The organism is Paenibacillus sanfengchensis, assembly GCF_036864765.1.
Lineage (GTDB): Bacteria > Bacillota > Bacilli > Paenibacillales > Paenibacillaceae > Fontibacillus > Fontibacillus sanfengchensis.
In genome coordinates this window covers 23194-39329 of record NZ_JBAGJC010000011.1, presented here as the reverse complement: position 1 = coordinate 39329, position 16136 = coordinate 23194, and the positions used below count along the sequence as shown (strand labels likewise).

Below are 16136 nucleotides of genomic sequence, written 5' to 3'. Positions count from 1 at the left end.
AATACGAAACTTGCAATTAGGCAACGTCTTTAGTAATGAGATAACGGATAACCTCGTCGGAAATCTTCAGAATCCGCTCAAGCTCAGCAACTACCTCTGGAGTAGCTGTGAAATTTACGAGCACGTAAATTCCGTCACGGATCTTGTTAATCTCATACGCAAGCCGGCGTTTGCCCATTACATCATGCTTCGTAATTTCTCCGCCGTTTTGGATGATGCCTTGGAATTTTTCGACTGTAGCTTGAACAGCTTCTTGTTCAACGTCAGGACGAATAATGTACATCACTTCATATTTGCGCATCTGGTTCACCTCCTTGTGGACTATGGCCCCCAACCTGTTTCTCTTGGGAGCAAGGAACGAGTCTTAACTCGAACCCTAATAGTATAGCAAACTCCCCGTAGATTCGCAAGTCAGCTCCTTCTTTTTCGACGACAACCGTCCCCACCATACCGGCTACATGAAAGGCCTCCGATCTACACAGACTAGATCCGATGCACTTCCTTTGCATCATTCCACTTCTTCCAAAGAAAGGAGACTTCGTTATGGGCGAACGTACGGAATTTGAACCGGGCGACAAGGCGCCGAATCCTGGAGTTTATGTGGAGGTCGGCGAGGCGCGCAGCTTCCATACCCAAATTAATGATCCGAAGCGGATCACCATGGAGCGCGGCGAAACGTTTCCGGACACGACAAACAAGAACCGCAAGTGGAAAAAAGCCGAGAAGGCCCGTGTCCACTAGGGTTTTGTCGTAGGCATCTTTTTTCAACATCGGTGTGTATAGAACCCGGATCGCTGCACATAATACACTCAGACGGTGATGCAAAGAGAGGTGTGGTTCCGTTGGAGGTATCCGCGAGCAACATTTTTCAGGAGTCTTATTCACTTCATTGTAGAAGCCTAGATCCCGGGTTAGTGAAGACCCCTCTTCTTTAGTCCGGGCTGCATACGCGCAGGATCGACCGTTTCTTGGGTTGTGAGAGAAGAATTCCAATAAGCACGCCGTCAACCAGAGAAGGGACCCTTTCGGGTCCCTTCTGCTGTTTCAAGTAGGGTTACGGCTTAGATGTTCATGAATTAACCGCCAATCCCTTCATAATTATATGTATAAATACAAATGGCCACCTTCTCGTTGGCAGCAAACCACTGAGTGTCCAAAGCATCATATACTTCTTTATGACCCATCTTACACGCCCTTTCCGCCCCTGGCGATCATAGATTCATAATTAATAAATAAAAACCTCCTACGTCCAAAATGTAGAAGGTTCGAGTTTATTATTTATGAAAAATATGGCGGAGAGGGTGGGATTCGAACCCACGCACGCCTTGCGACGCCTAGTTGATTTCGAGTCAACCCCCTTGGGCCTCTTGGGTACCTCTCCACAGCAAGCAAGATTTATTATACCATGAATGTTGATGATTTGCAACTGCTTGCCGAAAATTAATTTCCCATGGCCATGTTAAACCTCTTCCGGACCTTCGGAAGTCCCTTCTTCCCTTGCGGCTGATCGTAAAACTTTACGCATGTTCTTTTCAAATTTGGCCCGGGGGACGAGCACACTGTGTTTGCACCCGACACATTTGATCCGTATATCCATTCCCATCCGGATGATCTCCATTTCATTGCTTCCGCAGGGATGATTTTTTTTCATAAGGACGATATCGCCCAACTGAAATGTCTTTCTCTCCATCTCGCTCTCCTCCCTTCCTTCATTCTTCCCGTTTCGCCTCCAAACTTAACCCGGCTGCTGTTCTTGCCCGTGCCTTGATTCCTGCGCCAGTCGCAGGGCCTCTTCCTCTTCCAGCGCTTCTTTGGCATACAGCTGGATTTTCCGCTCCATCTCCGCCCGAATCCCGGGTTGACATTCCACCGCAATCCGAATGACGTACTCATTGGCCGTGAGCGACTGTACCCCCATCACGCTGGGGATCTGGGCAAGCTCCGGGGTCGTTTCGGACAGCTCAAGCATCGCCTTCTTCAGCAGTTCCAAAGTGTCCTCCAGTTTGCGTGCATTGCTGAACGGAAGATCCACCACCGCCAAGGCCGTGCCGATGGAAAAGTTTGTGACATTGGTGATCATCCCATTCGGGATGATATGTACCTCTCCGGTCCAACTCACAAGTCGGGTAGAACGCAGGCCGATCACCTCGACCGTTCCCTTCAAATTGCCGGTTTGAATCACATCCCCCACGGCAAATTGGTCCTCCAGAATAATGAAAAAGCCGGTGATCACATCCTTGACCAGGCTTTGTGCACCAAAGCCGATCGCCAGCCCCACTACGCCCGCACCTGCCACCAAGGGAGCCAGTTGAATCCCAATTTCACCCAAAATCAGCATAATCATAATGAAATTGCTCGTGATCCAAGTCACGTTTTTCAGCAACTCACCCACCGTGACGAACCTCCGGGGATTAACATTCAGCCGCCCCTTCTCTCTACGCTCCAGCGAGCGGTCTATAACCCGATAGATGATCTTCATGAAGAGGCGGGTTAATAGAAAGATTAACACAATCCTCAACCCGGCAAACAGAACCTTCTCCCACATATTCATGTCCGTCAGCCAGTTCCAGAACCTTTCATTCCAGGCTGCCGCCGATTTCGTAATATCGCCAATTTGCTCTTTGAGCGCCCATCCCCTCATTTTGTCTCCTCCTCCAGGTCGATCACCTTGTACTCCGCGTTTACCCGTGAGAAGATCCCGCGAATCTCCACCGCCTCACCTAGGACAATTTCTTTAACCCGCTCCAAGCATTCCGGCGGAAATTGAATAGACAGCGCACAGCCCGCGGTAATCTCCTTGGGTGTAGGGCACAAATCTATCTCGATCTCCGCATATTCCAGTAACATCTCCGCCCGTAAGGCTTGCTGCGTGGAATCAAAGGACATAACAAGCCAATTGTCCAAGGATCTTTCCCCCATTTCTTCATCCCCTGGCGGGAACTTTGCCGTATTTGCGCCTATGACTTTAGTTGGAGTATAGAATTTCATAAATTTCCATATACTATCTACTAATATCCGAAAGCGTAGCCAATGACCCGAAATGCAATCCTAGACGAAGGAAAGGAAGATTCCATGTCGCAAATTCAGCCTAATGTGCCAGGGCCGGAGCAAGATATCCCCTACTTGAAAATCCCTCACACCGATCCCGGTATTCATTCCGCTATCATTCATCGGTTGCTCTTGCACTTTGCCAAAATCTCGCCAGGACAAGATCTGATCATTGTATGTATCGGCACGGATCGTTCCACCGGCGATTGTCTCGGCCCGCTTGTCGGAACGGCTCTTTCCAAGCTGAATCACCGTAATCACTTTTATCTATACGGCACCTTGGATGAACCCGTTCATGCCATGAATCTAAAGGATACGTTGGAAACCATTAATCAAACGTTCATGGACCCTTTCATTATAGGGATTGATGCCTGTCTTGGTCAAACATCGAGCGTAGGCTCCATCCAGGTCGTTCAGGGACCGCTTCGCCCCGGAGCCGGTGTAAATAAAGAATTGCCGCCGGTCGGCGATATCCATGTCACGGGCATCGTCAATGTCGGCGGCTTTATGGAGTATTTTGTATTGCAAAACACACGTCTCAGTCTGGTCATGCGCTTGTCGGAGATTATTTCCAGCAGCGTCTCCACCGCCATCAAAGAATGGAACCGGGGCTTTATTCCCCTAGCCCGGCGAGAGCAATAGCCTCGATTTCCTCCGGGGACAAAGCATGCTGGGATTCCCCTCCCGTCAGCGGCTTGGCATAGACATAAGACCCATCCCGGCTGTACAACCCGGTAATGACAATTCCATTCTTTTGATCGTCCACAAAAGCCACGGAAAAGCTTAGTTCATTTCCGCGCTCTCCAAAAGCATTATAGCGTTTGAGTCCAATCTTTGCTTTTTGCTTGGGGAGCAGGTTGCTTATTTTTTCCAACTGTTGTCGTTGTTCCGCTTGCACATCCTCTATAATGCCTTGCTGGTTTTTCAGATCGATCAATAAACTCTCGAGATCTTCTATCCCTGTTCCCTGCATCATCTGCTCGTATTTTCGTCGCATTTTTCGCAGCTTGGCGCCTTGGACAAAATTCCATATCAGCAGCCAGAATAAAATAATGGCTACCCCGGTGACGATCCATGCCAGCTGATCCGAGAAAAGTTTACTCCACTCCTGCATGTTCTTCTCCCCTATGTTTAAGTATCCTTTGCGATAGTCTGTACCGCTAGTATTAGTTTGTGAACTTCCTCGGACGTCGTGGTGAGTCCGAAACTCGCCCTTACGGCTCCTCCTTGCGTTGTCCCTGCCGTCATATGCCCTAAAGGGCTACAGTGGTAGCCGGCTCTTACGGCGATCCCGTATTTCCGATCCAGCTGGAAGGCGATTTCCGAAGCATCCCGTCCTTCCATCGTAAACGAGACTATCCCGGTTCTCGGCTTTCCAGGCCCCGGTCCCAATACCGAAACGCCCTCGATCGTTTGCAAAGCGGATATGAGCTGCTGAGCCAGTTTCCATTCATGCTCATAGATGGCTTCAACACCATACTCCATAACATAGTTCACTCCAGCACCTAAGCCGGCAATTCCTACGGCATTTTGAGTACCCGCTTCATAACGATCCGGGCGAACCGTCGGCATCTCCAACGCTTCAGATTGACTCCCCGTCCCCCCATGCAGGATGGGCTCCAAATCTACATCCGGATGAATGTATAACCCCCCGGTTCCTTGCGGCCCCAACAATCCCTTATGACCCGGAAAAGCCAACAAGTCGATTCCCATAGTTTGCACGTTGATCGGATATCCCCCCACGGTTTGCGCCGCATCCACAGCTAATAAAGCTTCATGCTTGTGAGTTATTTTACCTATTTCCCGAATTGGAAGAATACATCCAAGTAAATTTGAACTATGAGAACATACAACCAGCTTAGTTTTGGGACGAAAAGCTTTTTCCAACTGATCCAGATCAAGTTTTCCTTCAGGACTTACGGCAATATAATCAACCGAAACATTACGGGTTCGTTTTAGATATTCCAACGGCCTTCGTACCGAGTTATGCTCCACCATGGTTGCAATGACATGATCTCCCGGCTGCAGAATCCCTTTTATTGCCAGATTCAAAGCCTCCGTGGTGTTGGAGGTAAAAACAAGATTGTTCGGGTTCTCAACATGGAACAGCTTGGCCAATTTCAAGCGGGTTTGAAACAGAGTCCGCCCAGCCTGCAAAGCCATTCCATAGTTTCCTCGTCCGGAGTTCGCCGATGGTCCATTTAGTATTTCCAACATAGCTTCCCCTACACTTGCAGGTTTTGGCCATGAAGTGGCGGCATGATCCAAGTATATCAAGGGCTGCTTCACATGGTCCCTCCTCCCCAACCGTCGTTTCAGGAACACGATAAGAATGCAATGACATACCCAAGTTCCTGTTTAAAAGGGCCGTTCATCCCCGAGGAACATTGAGTATGTCATTTGTTTAATTCAGCATATCGAGCAGTCGTTGCAAATCTTCCTTGCTGTAAAAATTTATCTCTATCTTTCCCTTTTCCTTATTGGACGATTTGATTTTAACGGTTGTTTTATACCGGTCACGCAAACTCTCTTCGACTTCGTCAATATAAGGATCCCGCTTCTTACTTGCCGGTTTTTGTTTTTCCTGCTTATTTCGATCCAGCTGTTGAACAGCATCCTCTAGCTCCCGAACACTCCATTCATGATCGATACACTGCTTGGCCAACTGTTTAATCTTACCAGGATCTTTTAATCCAACTAATGCGCGTGCATGCCCCATAGACAATGTTCCACGTGAAACATATTCCTTCACTTCTTCCGGTAATGACAATAACCTTAAGAAATTAGCAATATGCGATCGAGATTTACCTACTTTTAGGGAAAGCTCTTCTTGAGTCAATTGGAACTGATCCATTAAACCCTGGTACGCAACAGCCACTTCCATTGCATTCAGGTTTTCGCGCTGCAGGTTTTCGATTAAAGCAATCTCCATTACCTGCTGATCGGAAAAAGTACGCACGACCGCCGGAATTGTCGTGTTCCCGCAAAACTGTGAAGCACGGAACCGCCGTTCCCCGGCAATAATCTCATAACCTTTAAGAACGCTTCGAACAATAATCGGTTGGATGACGCCGTGTTGACGGATGGATTCCGCTAGTTCCCTGATAGCCTCTTCATCAAATGTTTTTCTCGGCTGATAGGGATTAGCACGTAACTGAGTTAAAGGTATTTCTATAACCTTGTCATCTTCCTGAACGGAAAGTGACGGAATTAATGCATCGAGTCCCTTCCCTAAGCGTTTACTCATAGGAGACCACTTCCTTTGCCAACTCTAAATACACCTCGGCGCCTTTTGACCTGGGATCGTAGGTAATAATGGACTGACCGTGAGAAGGCGCTTCACTAAGCCGTACATTTCTTGGAATGACCGTTTTGTAAACTTTTTGCTGGAAGTACTTTTTGACTTCCTCAATCACCTGGATCCCCAAATTGGTCCGGGCGTCGAACATGGTCAACAGAACTCCTTCAATCTGCAAAGAAGTATTCAGATGCTTTTGAACAAGCCGCACAGTATTTAATAACTGGCTCAGCCCTTCCAGCGCGTAATACTCGCATTGAATCGGGATCAAAACCGAATCCGCGGCAGTTAGAGAATTAATGGTAAGAATCCCCAACGAAGGTGGGCAATCAATGAGAATATAATCGTAAAGATGCTTGACCTGTTGAAGTGATTTCTTCAATCGAACTTCCCGCGAAATCGTTGGAACTAACTCTATTTCAGCCCCCGCCAACTGAATAGTGGCCGGGATAATGTGCAATCCTTCAATTTCCGTAGGCAAAATAGCTTCTTGCGGATTTACTTCATTAATAAGTACATCATAAATACAATTGGCCACGTCCGCTTTATTAACTCCGACTCCACTCGTTGTATTCCCTTGTGGATCTATATCGATGAGGAGCACTTTTTTACCGATTGATGCGAGTCCCGCGCCCAAATTAACAGAGGTCGTCGTTTTGCCGACGCCCCCTTTTTGGTTAGCTATGGCAATTATTTTAGACAATCCATTTCACCTCAATATAATAGAAGAATCTCTTTGTAGTTTAATATGTGCAGTGACTAAGTTGTTGCTACAAAAAGACCACAGCGCTCCTGGCGAGTACCCTTTCTGACTTAACAAGAAAGATTGTTCCATTTTCCAAAAAGAAACTGACCTCAGACCTTTCGGTTCCGGTCAGTAGCATGTCTGCTATCTCTTTGGAATTTGTATTACAATTTCATAATGATCTTCATGATCCTTTTCTGCCGTTTTGATCGCTAAACCCGAGCCAGACACCATATCAATCGATTGGCGAATCGTATTCAAAGCCAGTCTGACATCCTTGGTGAAGGAGATACGTCTGGAAGCCTTCTTGTTCTTAGCCACTTCCTTATAGAAAGCAATTCGCGCTTCCGTTTGCTTTACATTTAATTCTTTGGCAATAACTTCATCCAACACTTTCAACTGCAGTTCTTCCGAATCCAAGGAAAGCAAAGCTCTGGCATGCCGCTCCGTAATTTTTCGTTCCATAAGCGCAACTTTAACGCCTTCGGGTAATTGCAGAAGCCGTATTTTATTCGCAATGGTGGATTGGCTCTTACCCAATCTTTGTGCCAAACTCTCTTGTGTTAATTGATGCAAGTCGATGAGATTTTGATACGCGAGCGCTTCTTCAATAGCAGTCAAGCCTTCGCGCTGCAAATTTTCGATTAAAGCAATGGATGCCGCTTGGGAGTCGTTAAAATCCCGTATAATAGCCGGAATGGTTTCTAATCCCAATTTTTTAACCGCGCGCCAACGTCTTTCACCGGCGATAATCTCGTATTTGTCATTCCGATAACGCACTACAATCGGCTGGATCACACCATGCGTCCGAATCGTCTGACACAATTCATCGATCTTCTCATCATCAAAAATGGTCCGGGGCTGATACGGGCTTCCGACAATGTTCCCCACCGGAATTTGCTTAACTTCATCACCGTTCGTTCGTTCGGTTAAACCAAACAATTTAGAAAATTGTTCTTTCATTCCGCAGATTACCACCTAATTTCATAGTGACATAAGGCACACCTTAGCAGCACATTTTCATTCGAACATGCGATGTACTGTCTTATAAAGGTGTAGATCCTTATGTATTAACCCTCCCCTGAAGTCCGAAGCTTCAGAGTAAAGGAATATAAGGATAACCCATCATTGAAGCAGATGCCCCGACAATGATTCGTGATATATCTATTCTACCACTTTTTTCTCTATAATCCTATTCTCTTATTTAATGATTTTTAGGAGAAGTAACGTGAAAAAAATGCCCCTAACAAATTGTTCCACGTGAAACAACAAGTTAGGAGCATGCATGTTTATCGCCTTATAAAATGGGCTGCTTTAATGGAGTTCCCGCTTTACGCGGGTATTTCTTCGGCGTAGGTGCCGCTTTGTTGACGATGATAATGTGCCGATCGGAATTTTCCATGGGTAGTTCAAAGTGATGACTTGAATCAAGCTTTCCTTTAAGCTCACTCAAGCTGCGTTTTGCCTCCCGAACTTCTTCGTCAGGATCGCTTCCCTTCATTGCCGCGAATCTGCCTCCAGGCTTAACGAAAGGCAAGCAAAACTCATTGAGCACTGCCATTCGAGCTACCGCCCGAGCGGTCACCAAATCAAAAGAGTCCCGGAGTCCTTCCTTTCGCCCCAAATCCTCCGCACGTCCGTGAAGGAGATCCACTTGGGACAGACCGAGCTTATCCACTACGTTCTGCAAAAAATGAATTCGCTTATTCAAGGAATCCACTATAGTAAGCTTAAGATGAGGAAAACAGATCTTTAAAGGGATTCCGGGAAAACCTGCTCCGGAACCAATATCGGCCAGAGTTTGCACCTCATCCATCGGGATATAAAAAGAAAGCGCAATGGAATCATAGAAATGCTTGATATAAACCTGGTCCCGCTCCGTGATCCCGGTAAGGTTCATTTTTTCATTCCATGATACCAGTTCTTGAAAGTAAGTTTCGAATTGTTCCAACTGCCGGGAAGACAACTCGATCTTATGCTCCAGCAGCAGCGAATGAAATTGGGATTGTACCGTATCCAATAGATCACCCTCCTGCCGCCGTTACCCGATTATAATGCTCCAGGTATACGAGCAGTATCGAGATATCCGCCGGTGTTACACCGGAAATCCGGGAAGCTTGACCGATCGAGATCGGACGGATTTTCGCCAGTTTTTGCCGAGCTTCCATCGCCAATCCATGAATATCTTCATAATTGATATTTTCCGGAATCTTCTTCTTCTCCATTTTTTGCAGTCTTTCCACATGAAGCAATTGCTTCTCAATGTAACCCGCGTACTTAATTTGAATTTCTACTTGTTCCTTCATATCGTCGTCCAAATCTATTTCAGACGGAAATAAGTTACCCACATGTGCATAAGTGACTTCAGGCCGGCGAAGAATTGTCAACAGGTTGCTTCCATCCTGAATCGGCGCCGAACCGATGGATTCGAGCAGCGGGTTAATGTCCGACGGACGAACCTTCGTCTCCCTCAGTCGTTCGATTTCTTTCTCAACTTTTTCCTTTTTATCAAAAAATTGGACATATCTTTCCTGTGTAACCAAACCGATTTCATAACCGATCGGAGTCAAACGCAAGTCCGCATTATCATGACGCAGCAGCAAACGATACTCCGCCCGCGAGGTCAACAGCCGGTACGGCTCGTTTGTCCCTTTCGTAACAAGATCGTCGATCAAAACGCCGATATAGCCTTGAGAACGGTCGAGAATTACCGGCTCTTTGTCTTGGACTTTACGGGCCGCGTTGATGCCCGCCATGATGCCTTGGCCGGCCGCTTCCTCATATCCGGAAGTTCCATTGATTTGTCCTGCCGTAAACAGCCCCGGCAAGCGCTTCGTCTCCAGCGACGGCCAGAGCTGCGTCGGAACGACCGCGTCATATTCGATGGCATACCCGGTCCGCATCATCTCCACATTTTGCAGGCCCGGAATGGACCGCAGCATCTGCAGTTGGACATCTTCCGGCATACTCGTTGAGAACCCTTGCACGTAATATTCGGATGTGTTTTTTCCTTCCGGTTCCAGAAAAATTTGGTGCTTCGGCTTATCCGCAAACCGGACGATTTTGTCCTCGATAGAAGGACAGTACCGCGGCCCCGTCCCTTCGATCACACCGGAGAACATCGGAGCCCGATGCAGATTGGCATTGATGATCTCATGCGTTTCCGAGGAAGTGTACGTCAACCAGCAAGGCAATTGCTCATTATCCGAGCTCTTCGTTTCATAGGAGAAAAACTTCGGCTTCTCATCCCCCGGCTGAATTTCCGTTTGCGAAAAATCGATGCTATCCTTGTGAACCCGCGGCGGCGTCCCCGTCTTGAACCGCACCAATTCGAAGCCCAATTCCTTCAGGTTCTGCGACAATTTAACGGAAGGCTGCTGGTTGTTCGGTCCGCTTTCATACATAAGCTCGCCCATGATGATTTTGCCGCGCAAATACGTGCCGGTTGTCAGCACCACGGCCTTAGCCCGGTATTCCGCGCCTGTCTTGGTGATCACACCGACGCATTGGCCGTCCTCTACGATCAGCTCCTCTACCATACCTTGGCGCATCGTCAAGTTCGGTTCCCGCTCCATCGTTTCCTTCATCGTTTGCTGGTACAAAAACTTATCCGCCTGCGCCCGCAGCGCATGAACGGCCGGCCCCTTCCCGGTATTCAGCATCCGCATTTGGATGAACGTCTTGTCGATATTGCGGCCCATTTCCCCGCCGAGCGCATCCACTTCGCGCACCACATGGCCTTTCGCCGGACCGCCGATCGACGGATTACACGGCATAAACGCCACCATATCCAGATTGATCGTGATCATCAGCGTGCTGCAGCCCATCCGGGCCGCCGCCAAAGCGGATTCACAGCCGGCATGCCCCGCCCCTACGACGATAACGTCATAACTTCCGGCAACATAACCCATCTTGCAAACCTCCTAAACGTAAGTGTGAACCTCTATATCTCGCTTCGTGTTCTCCACACGTATATTTTAAATTTAAAATAATCCATCAATCTCCATCATCATACCATGATCCGGCAAATTGCATACGTTGGAATCATTATTTTCCCAGGCAAAATTGTGAAAAAATTTGATCAATCAGCGCATCCGGCGCGGAATCGCCGATCACTTCCCCAAGCTGTTCCCAAGCCAAACGCACATCGATTTGCAAAATATCGATCGGAACACCGCTATCTGCCGCCTCATAAGCGTCGGCCAGCGACTGCTTGGCTTTTTTCAGCAGCGCGATATGCCGGACATTGCTGACGTAAGTCAGATCGCCGGACTCCAGCTTGCCTCCAAAAAACAGCTCCGAAATGGCATCCTCCAAATGATCCAAACCCTCCTGGGTTTTGGCGGACAACCCGACCACAGCATTTTCCGGGAAATAATTTTTGATTTGAGCGCGATCCAGCTGTTGGGGAAGATCGATTTTATTTAATAGCACGAGTGTCGGTCTGCCCTTCAATTGCTCCATCAGCTTCAATTCATCCTCATGCAGCGGTTCGGCACTGTTGAGCACCAGCAAAATCAAGTCCGCCTCCAATACGGCCGCCTTTGACCGCTCCACACCGATCTTTTCCACCACATCCATCGTTTCACGGATTCCCGCGGTATCGAGCAGCTTCAACGGAATATTGTTAATCGTGACATATTCCTCGATCACGTCTCGCGTCGTTCCCGGAACATCGGTGACGATCGCTTTATTTTCACGGGCCAAAGCATTCATTAATGAAGATTTTCCGACATTCGGACGTCCTACAATGGCCGTAGTAATCCCTTCCCGGAGGATTTTCCCTTGGTTCGCGGTCTTCAGAAGCCCCTCAATCTGCGCCGTCACTTCCGTACACTTGTCCTTGATGAACTCCATGGTCATCGATTCGACATCATGCTCGGGATAATCGATGTTCACTTCAATATGCGCGAGCGTCTCCACCAAGGTATGCCGCATAGCGTTGATTCTGCGCGACAAATCGCCTTCTACCTGCTTTAACGCCACCGAAAATGCGCGGTCCGATTTCGACCGGATCAAATCAATGACCGCCTCCGCCTGGGACAAATCGATCCGTCCATTCAAAAAAGCGCGCTTCGTAAATTCCCCCGGCTCCGCCAGGCGAATCCCCCGCTGCTGCAGCAGCAGATCCATCACGCGCTTTACCGATATGATGCCCCCATGCGTACTGATTTCCACTACATCTTCCGTCGTAAAAGAACGCGGCGCCCGAAACAGGGAAACGAGCACCTCTTCCAATTTCTCGTCCGTCACGGGGTCCACTATGAACCCGTAATGTACGGTGTGGCTCTCCGCCTCCGACAACGGCGTTCTGGAGCGGAACAACCGCCCCACTTCGCCGATCGCTTCCGGGCCGCTGACCCGGATTACGGCGATTCCGCTCTCGCCGACCGCAGTCGAGATTGCGGCTATTGTATCGCTAAGCATGGTATGTCACCTCGAATTTTAATAATAATGCCGGTGGGCGAAACCCTAAGTCGTGAATCCTTGGCGCTTCGCAGACCGAATGATCTTCCGATCGCTGTTGCCATTGGATTGCTTCATTCACCTGAACCTAACTCGGAGGCAATCCAATGGCAAAGGCGAGCGCTACCGCTTCTCCAGATTCATTCGGCCCCACTCCGCTGGTGATTCACCGTGCTTGCCAAACCCTGAGTCGTGAATCCTGGGCGCTACGCAGCCCGAATGATCTTCCGATCGCTGTTGCCCTTGGATTGCTTCATTCACCTCAACCTAACTCGGAGGCAATCCAATGGCAAAGGCGAGCGCTATCGCTTCTCCAGATTCATTCGGCCCTGCTCCGCTGGTGATTCACCATTCTGCGGGCACAAGCCCCTCGCGCTTTCGGGGCGGCCTCTAAAACCATAGGTAAATCCTTGGCGCTTCACAGCCCGAATGATCTTCCTCACCAATAAGTATATCCTAAACGACCGAAAGCCCCGTTTTAGGAAATGTTCTGCCCAACAGCAAGCGCATCCCGCAGGGACAGCGCCCTCTTTCCACCACCTTACTCCCAGCCACTAACTTACCGCCTTCCTTCCCGTAGGAGCTCTACCGTAAAGCGTGCCCCAACGGGGAGAAAAGCGGCTGTTTCCACTACAGTTCACCCGGGGGCGCCGAAAGCAGCAGTGCCTCCAACCCTCAGGTGGCACGGGTGCACCTTAAGTAAGACGGGCCCGTAGGGGGAAAAGCGTGCCCACCATCACAGTTCAGCGCATCCCCGTAGGGGACAGCAGGCAGGAGCGCCTCTGTAACTCCTACGTTTCTCCCCTTGCGGGTGTCCCGAGGGCTGCCGGCCCTGGGGGCCCTCCCTTACGGTAAGGGAGGGTTTGGGTGGGTTGAGAATCCTTAGTTAAAAGAAAAGCAATGACATTTGCCGGAGCAAGACGCCATTGCATTTCACACTTCATTTGCTTTGCTTCAATGTAATCACGACCCGCCGGTTGGGCTCGTCGCCTTTGCTGTACGTTTTGACCTCCGGATGATCTTGAAGTTTGGAGTGAATCACCTTGCGCTCCTGGGGAGACATAGGTTCCAGGGAAACTTCCTTCCGGGTTCGAACGACCTTGGCGGCCAGACGCTCGGCCAAGTCCTCCAGGGTCTTTTTGCGGCGTTCCCGAAAATTCTCGGCATCCAAAGTCAAACGAATAAAGCTGTCCGAGTACCGATTGGCAATGATATTAGCCAAATACTGCAGCGAATCGAGGGTTTGCCCTCTGCGGCCAATCAGTACGCCAAGGTCGTTCCCTGAAATGTTTAGGACCGTGCTGTCTTTCCGGTGAACGATCTCTACATCGACATGAATGTCCATGCTCTCACCGACGTCCTTAATGAATGACGCCGCCGCTTCATAAGGATCCTGTCCAGGGGAAGCCTCTTTCTCGGGCTGCTCCTTCGGGAACACCGTCGCTTGCTTCTCCGGCGTGGTCCCTTGCGGCGGAACCGATGACTCTTGCTCGGAAAGTAAAGTCAATTCGACCTTGGCTTCCTTTACGCCAATCAGTCCCAGGAATCCTCTTGATGGCTGCTCCAACACATTCACGGTGACTTTGTCCTCGGTGGTGCCGAGCTTAGCCAATCCTTGTTTTACAGCTGCTTCAATGGTTTTTCCTGACGTCACGATCTTGTTCATTTCGATTTTTTGGCCCCCTTGGCACTTTTACCGGGATGACCGGCTTTTAAATTAGAACCGCCCTTTTTCGACTTTCCGGAAGGCACTGAACTTGCCCCCGCTCCGGCAACATTAGCCGCAACAACCGGGTCCTTCTTGCGGTAAATAAAGAAGTTCTGCCCGATAGTGTACAAGTTACTGAAAATCCAGTACAAAGGAAGCGCCGCGGCAAAATTCATCGCCATGACGAAGATCAAAACCGGGTAGATAAACATCATGAACTGCATTGGGCCCTGCATGCCGCTCGGGTTCATGTTCGACATCATCTTCGTTTGAATGAACGTCGTCAGCGCCGCTACGATCGGCAGGATATACCATGGATCCGGCTGGCCGAGCTGCAGCCAGAGGAACGAGTGACCCGCGATCGCCGAGTTGTAATAAATCGAGTTATATAGAGCGATGAACACCGGCATCTGAATTATAAGCGGAAAACAGCCGGCCATCGGATTTACCTTGTTTTCCTGGAACAGCTTCATGGTCTCTTGCTGTTGCTTCTCCGGGTTGTCCTTATACTGCTCGCGAATCTTTTGAATTTGCGGCTGAATCGCCTGCATCGCCTTTGAGCTCTTCACCTGCTTCAACGTAAGCGGCAGAATGAGCGTCCGCACGATCAGCACCATCACGAGAATCGCCAACCCATACGCCCCGCCGAACCATTTCGCAAACGTATCCAAAGCTAATGAAAAATAATAAACAACATTCGCCGTCCACCAGGAACCGCTTGTCCGCATGTCCTCGGTAGTACTCATGTGATTGGCTGGATTCGCGCCGCACCCCGCCAGTACGGCCATTAGACCGATTGCGAGGATAAGCAGGAGCCATTTCTTTTGATTTTTTGTAAGACGCGACACTTCAAAACCCCTCTCTTAACCTATCCATACATCGTAAATCATACCATATTTAATGGGACAAAGAAACAAGCATGCTTATCGTCCGGAAGGCTTGAGCAGCGCGGCTTTACGCAGGACATGAAGCACGCTTTTCTCCAGTTCTTTGTACTCCATACCGACCGCCCCGTTGCGAACGATCAGAATCAGATCCAAATGATCCCGGATTTCCGCTTCATGCAGACGGACGATCTCCTTCAGCATACGCCGCATCCGGTTACGGACGACCGCATTGCCGATCTTCTTGCTGGCAGACACGCCGAGCCGGAAACGTTCGATCTCGGGCCGGGTCGAATAATAAACGACGAGCTGACGATTGGCAAAAGATTTTCCGTACCGGTACACCCGGTTGAAGTCTGCCCGATTTCGTAATCTTAACTTTCTGTGCACGAGCTTCTTCTCCTCGGTCAAGCCCCTGAAGGGCTGGCTGTCATTGTAGTTATAGACATGTCCCATCTGCGGCAAACGATACAAAAGAACCCCACAAAGTTAGGCGGTTACACCTCTGCTTCTTCAAGACGACTTTGCGGGGCTCCGGTTCAAACACATCTATGACAATGTAAAAAAAGACCACCGTAGTGGTCTTCATGCACGCATTACGCACTCAATACTTTTCTGCCTTTTTGACGGCGAGCAGCGAGAACCTTGCGGCCGTTTTTCGTGCTCATTCTTTTGCGGAAACCGTGAACCTTTTTACGTTTGCTCACATTCGGCTTAAATGTCGGTTTCAATGTATTGCACCCCCTTAACAGGAATCGATCACTGTATATTTACCATTTTCATATCCACAGAAAATGCCTTTTTACATTTAATCATAACCCCCCTGAAAAGTCAACAGAGCCCGGCATTTCTTTCTGGGCCAATTTGTGATTTTTCGGAGCCTGTGCATATTTTATTCGAAAAGTTCTCCACAACCTTCTAGTTTTTACGTCGGAATAGAAGTTATGCACATGTGGAAAAGTATTTATAAGATGGTTTTTTCGGAAG

At 48.9% G+C, this 16136-nt stretch carries 18 protein-coding genes and 1 tRNA gene; 2 read left to right on the top strand and 17 right to left on the bottom strand.

From position 1 onward, the window contains the following. Nucleotides 1–16: 16 nt before the first annotated feature. The gene (gene rpsF / locus V4U84_RS20180) at nucleotides 17–301 is read right to left on the bottom strand and encodes a 30S ribosomal protein S6 (protein ID WP_148454100.1); all 285 of its coding nucleotides are present in this window, start codon (nucleotides 299–301) and stop codon (nucleotides 17–19) included. Nucleotides 302–543: 242 nt separating this feature from the next. On the opposite strand from rpsF, the gene V4U84_RS20175 reads away from it, so the two are divergent. Further along, entirely contained in the window at nucleotides 544–741 is a 198-nt protein-coding gene (locus V4U84_RS20175) for a YjzC family protein (RefSeq protein ID WP_213506404.1), read from the top strand. Nucleotides 742–1290: 549 nt separating this feature from the next. Here the strand turns inward: V4U84_RS20175 and V4U84_RS20170 are convergent. The 4 genes from V4U84_RS20170 to V4U84_RS20155 form a co-directional block, all read right to left on the bottom strand. Then, nucleotides 1291–1381 (bottom strand) — tRNA-Ser (locus V4U84_RS20170). A 78-nt stretch (nucleotides 1382–1459) separates the two neighbouring features. After that, a complete protein-coding gene (locus V4U84_RS20165) occupies nucleotides 1460–1690 on the bottom strand; it encodes a DUF951 domain-containing protein (protein ID WP_334072691.1) in 231 nt (76 codons plus the stop codon). Between the two features lie 45 nt (nucleotides 1691–1735). Next, entirely contained in the window at nucleotides 1736–2641 is a 906-nt protein-coding gene (locus V4U84_RS20160; protein ID WP_334072692.1) for a mechanosensitive ion channel family protein, read from the bottom strand. Continuing rightward, the gene (locus V4U84_RS20155; RefSeq protein WP_334072693.1) at nucleotides 2638–2919 is read right to left on the bottom strand and encodes a putative Se/S carrier protein; all 282 of its coding nucleotides are present in this window, start codon (nucleotides 2917–2919) and stop codon (nucleotides 2638–2640) included. The genes V4U84_RS20160 and V4U84_RS20155 overlap by 4 nt, the downstream gene beginning before the upstream one ends. Before the next feature lie 153 nt (nucleotides 2920–3072). On the opposite strand from V4U84_RS20155, the gene yyaC reads away from it, so the two are divergent. Next, nucleotides 3073–3690, top strand: a complete 618-nt coding sequence (yyaC, locus tag V4U84_RS20150; protein ID WP_334072743.1) for a spore protease YyaC — start codon at nucleotides 3073–3075, stop codon at nucleotides 3688–3690. Here yyaC and V4U84_RS20145 read toward each other — a convergent pair. The 12 genes from V4U84_RS20145 to rpmH all read right to left on the bottom strand — a co-directional run bounded on the left by V4U84_RS20145 (nucleotide 3662) and on the right by rpmH (nucleotide 15880). Continuing rightward, complete coding sequence (locus V4U84_RS20145; RefSeq protein ID WP_334072694.1) at nucleotides 3662–4162, bottom strand: DUF4446 family protein; 501 nt, start codon at nucleotides 4160–4162, stop codon at nucleotides 3662–3664. The two genes, yyaC and V4U84_RS20145, sit on opposite strands and share 29 nt — an antisense overlap. A gap of 17 nt (nucleotides 4163–4179) precedes the next feature. Beyond that, the gene (locus V4U84_RS20140; protein WP_334077834.1) at nucleotides 4180–5337 is read right to left on the bottom strand and encodes an aminotransferase class V-fold PLP-dependent enzyme; all 1158 of its coding nucleotides are present in this window, start codon (nucleotides 5335–5337) and stop codon (nucleotides 4180–4182) included. Between the two features lie 115 nt (nucleotides 5338–5452). Next, a complete protein-coding gene (locus V4U84_RS20135) occupies nucleotides 5453–6295 on the bottom strand; it encodes a ParB/RepB/Spo0J family partition protein (protein WP_334072696.1) in 843 nt (280 codons plus the stop codon). Then, nucleotides 6288–7049, bottom strand: coding sequence for a ParA family protein (locus V4U84_RS20130; RefSeq protein WP_334072697.1), 762 nt, complete (start codon nucleotides 7047–7049; stop codon nucleotides 6288–6290). Before V4U84_RS20130 ends, V4U84_RS20135 begins: the two co-directional genes overlap by 8 nt. Nucleotides 7050–7235: 186 nt before the next feature. Beyond that, a complete protein-coding gene (noc, locus tag V4U84_RS20125) occupies nucleotides 7236–8054 on the bottom strand; it encodes a nucleoid occlusion protein (RefSeq protein WP_334072698.1) in 819 nt (272 codons plus the stop codon). Between the two features lie 334 nt (nucleotides 8055–8388). Continuing rightward, nucleotides 8389–9111, bottom strand: a complete 723-nt coding sequence (rsmG, locus tag V4U84_RS20120; RefSeq protein WP_334077833.1) for a 16S rRNA (guanine(527)-N(7))-methyltransferase RsmG — start codon at nucleotides 9109–9111, stop codon at nucleotides 8389–8391. Nucleotides 9112–9115: 4 nt separating this feature from the next. Next, the gene (gene mnmG, locus V4U84_RS20115) at nucleotides 9116–11002 is read right to left on the bottom strand and encodes a tRNA uridine-5-carboxymethylaminomethyl(34) synthesis enzyme MnmG (protein ID WP_334077832.1); all 1887 of its coding nucleotides are present in this window, start codon (nucleotides 11000–11002) and stop codon (nucleotides 9116–9118) included. Nucleotides 11003–11138: 136 nt separating this feature from the next. Continuing rightward, nucleotides 11139–12518: a tRNA uridine-5-carboxymethylaminomethyl(34) synthesis GTPase MnmE gene (mnmE, locus tag V4U84_RS20110; protein WP_334077831.1), complete on the bottom strand. Its 1380-nt coding sequence runs from the start codon at nucleotides 12516–12518 to the stop codon at nucleotides 11139–11141. A 979-nt stretch (nucleotides 12519–13497) separates the two neighbouring features. Continuing rightward, the gene (gene jag / locus V4U84_RS20105; protein WP_334072701.1) at nucleotides 13498–14223 is read right to left on the bottom strand and encodes an RNA-binding cell elongation regulator Jag/EloR; all 726 of its coding nucleotides are present in this window, start codon (nucleotides 14221–14223) and stop codon (nucleotides 13498–13500) included. Then, nucleotides 14220–15113: a YidC/Oxa1 family membrane protein insertase gene (locus V4U84_RS20100; RefSeq protein ID WP_334077830.1), complete on the bottom strand. Its 894-nt coding sequence runs from the start codon at nucleotides 15111–15113 to the stop codon at nucleotides 14220–14222. Before V4U84_RS20100 ends, jag begins: the two co-directional genes overlap by 4 nt. Nucleotides 15114–15188: 75 nt before the next feature. After that, nucleotides 15189–15539 carry a ribonuclease P protein component gene (rnpA, locus tag V4U84_RS20095; RefSeq protein ID WP_334077829.1) on the bottom strand — a complete coding sequence of 117 codons (351 nt, stop codon included), beginning with the start codon at nucleotides 15537–15539 and terminating at the stop codon, nucleotides 15189–15191. Nucleotides 15540–15745: 206 nt separating this feature from the next. Further along, the gene (gene rpmH / locus V4U84_RS20090; protein ID WP_040735642.1) at nucleotides 15746–15880 is read right to left on the bottom strand and encodes a 50S ribosomal protein L34; all 135 of its coding nucleotides are present in this window, start codon (nucleotides 15878–15880) and stop codon (nucleotides 15746–15748) included. Nucleotides 15881–16136 lie beyond the last annotated feature (256 nt).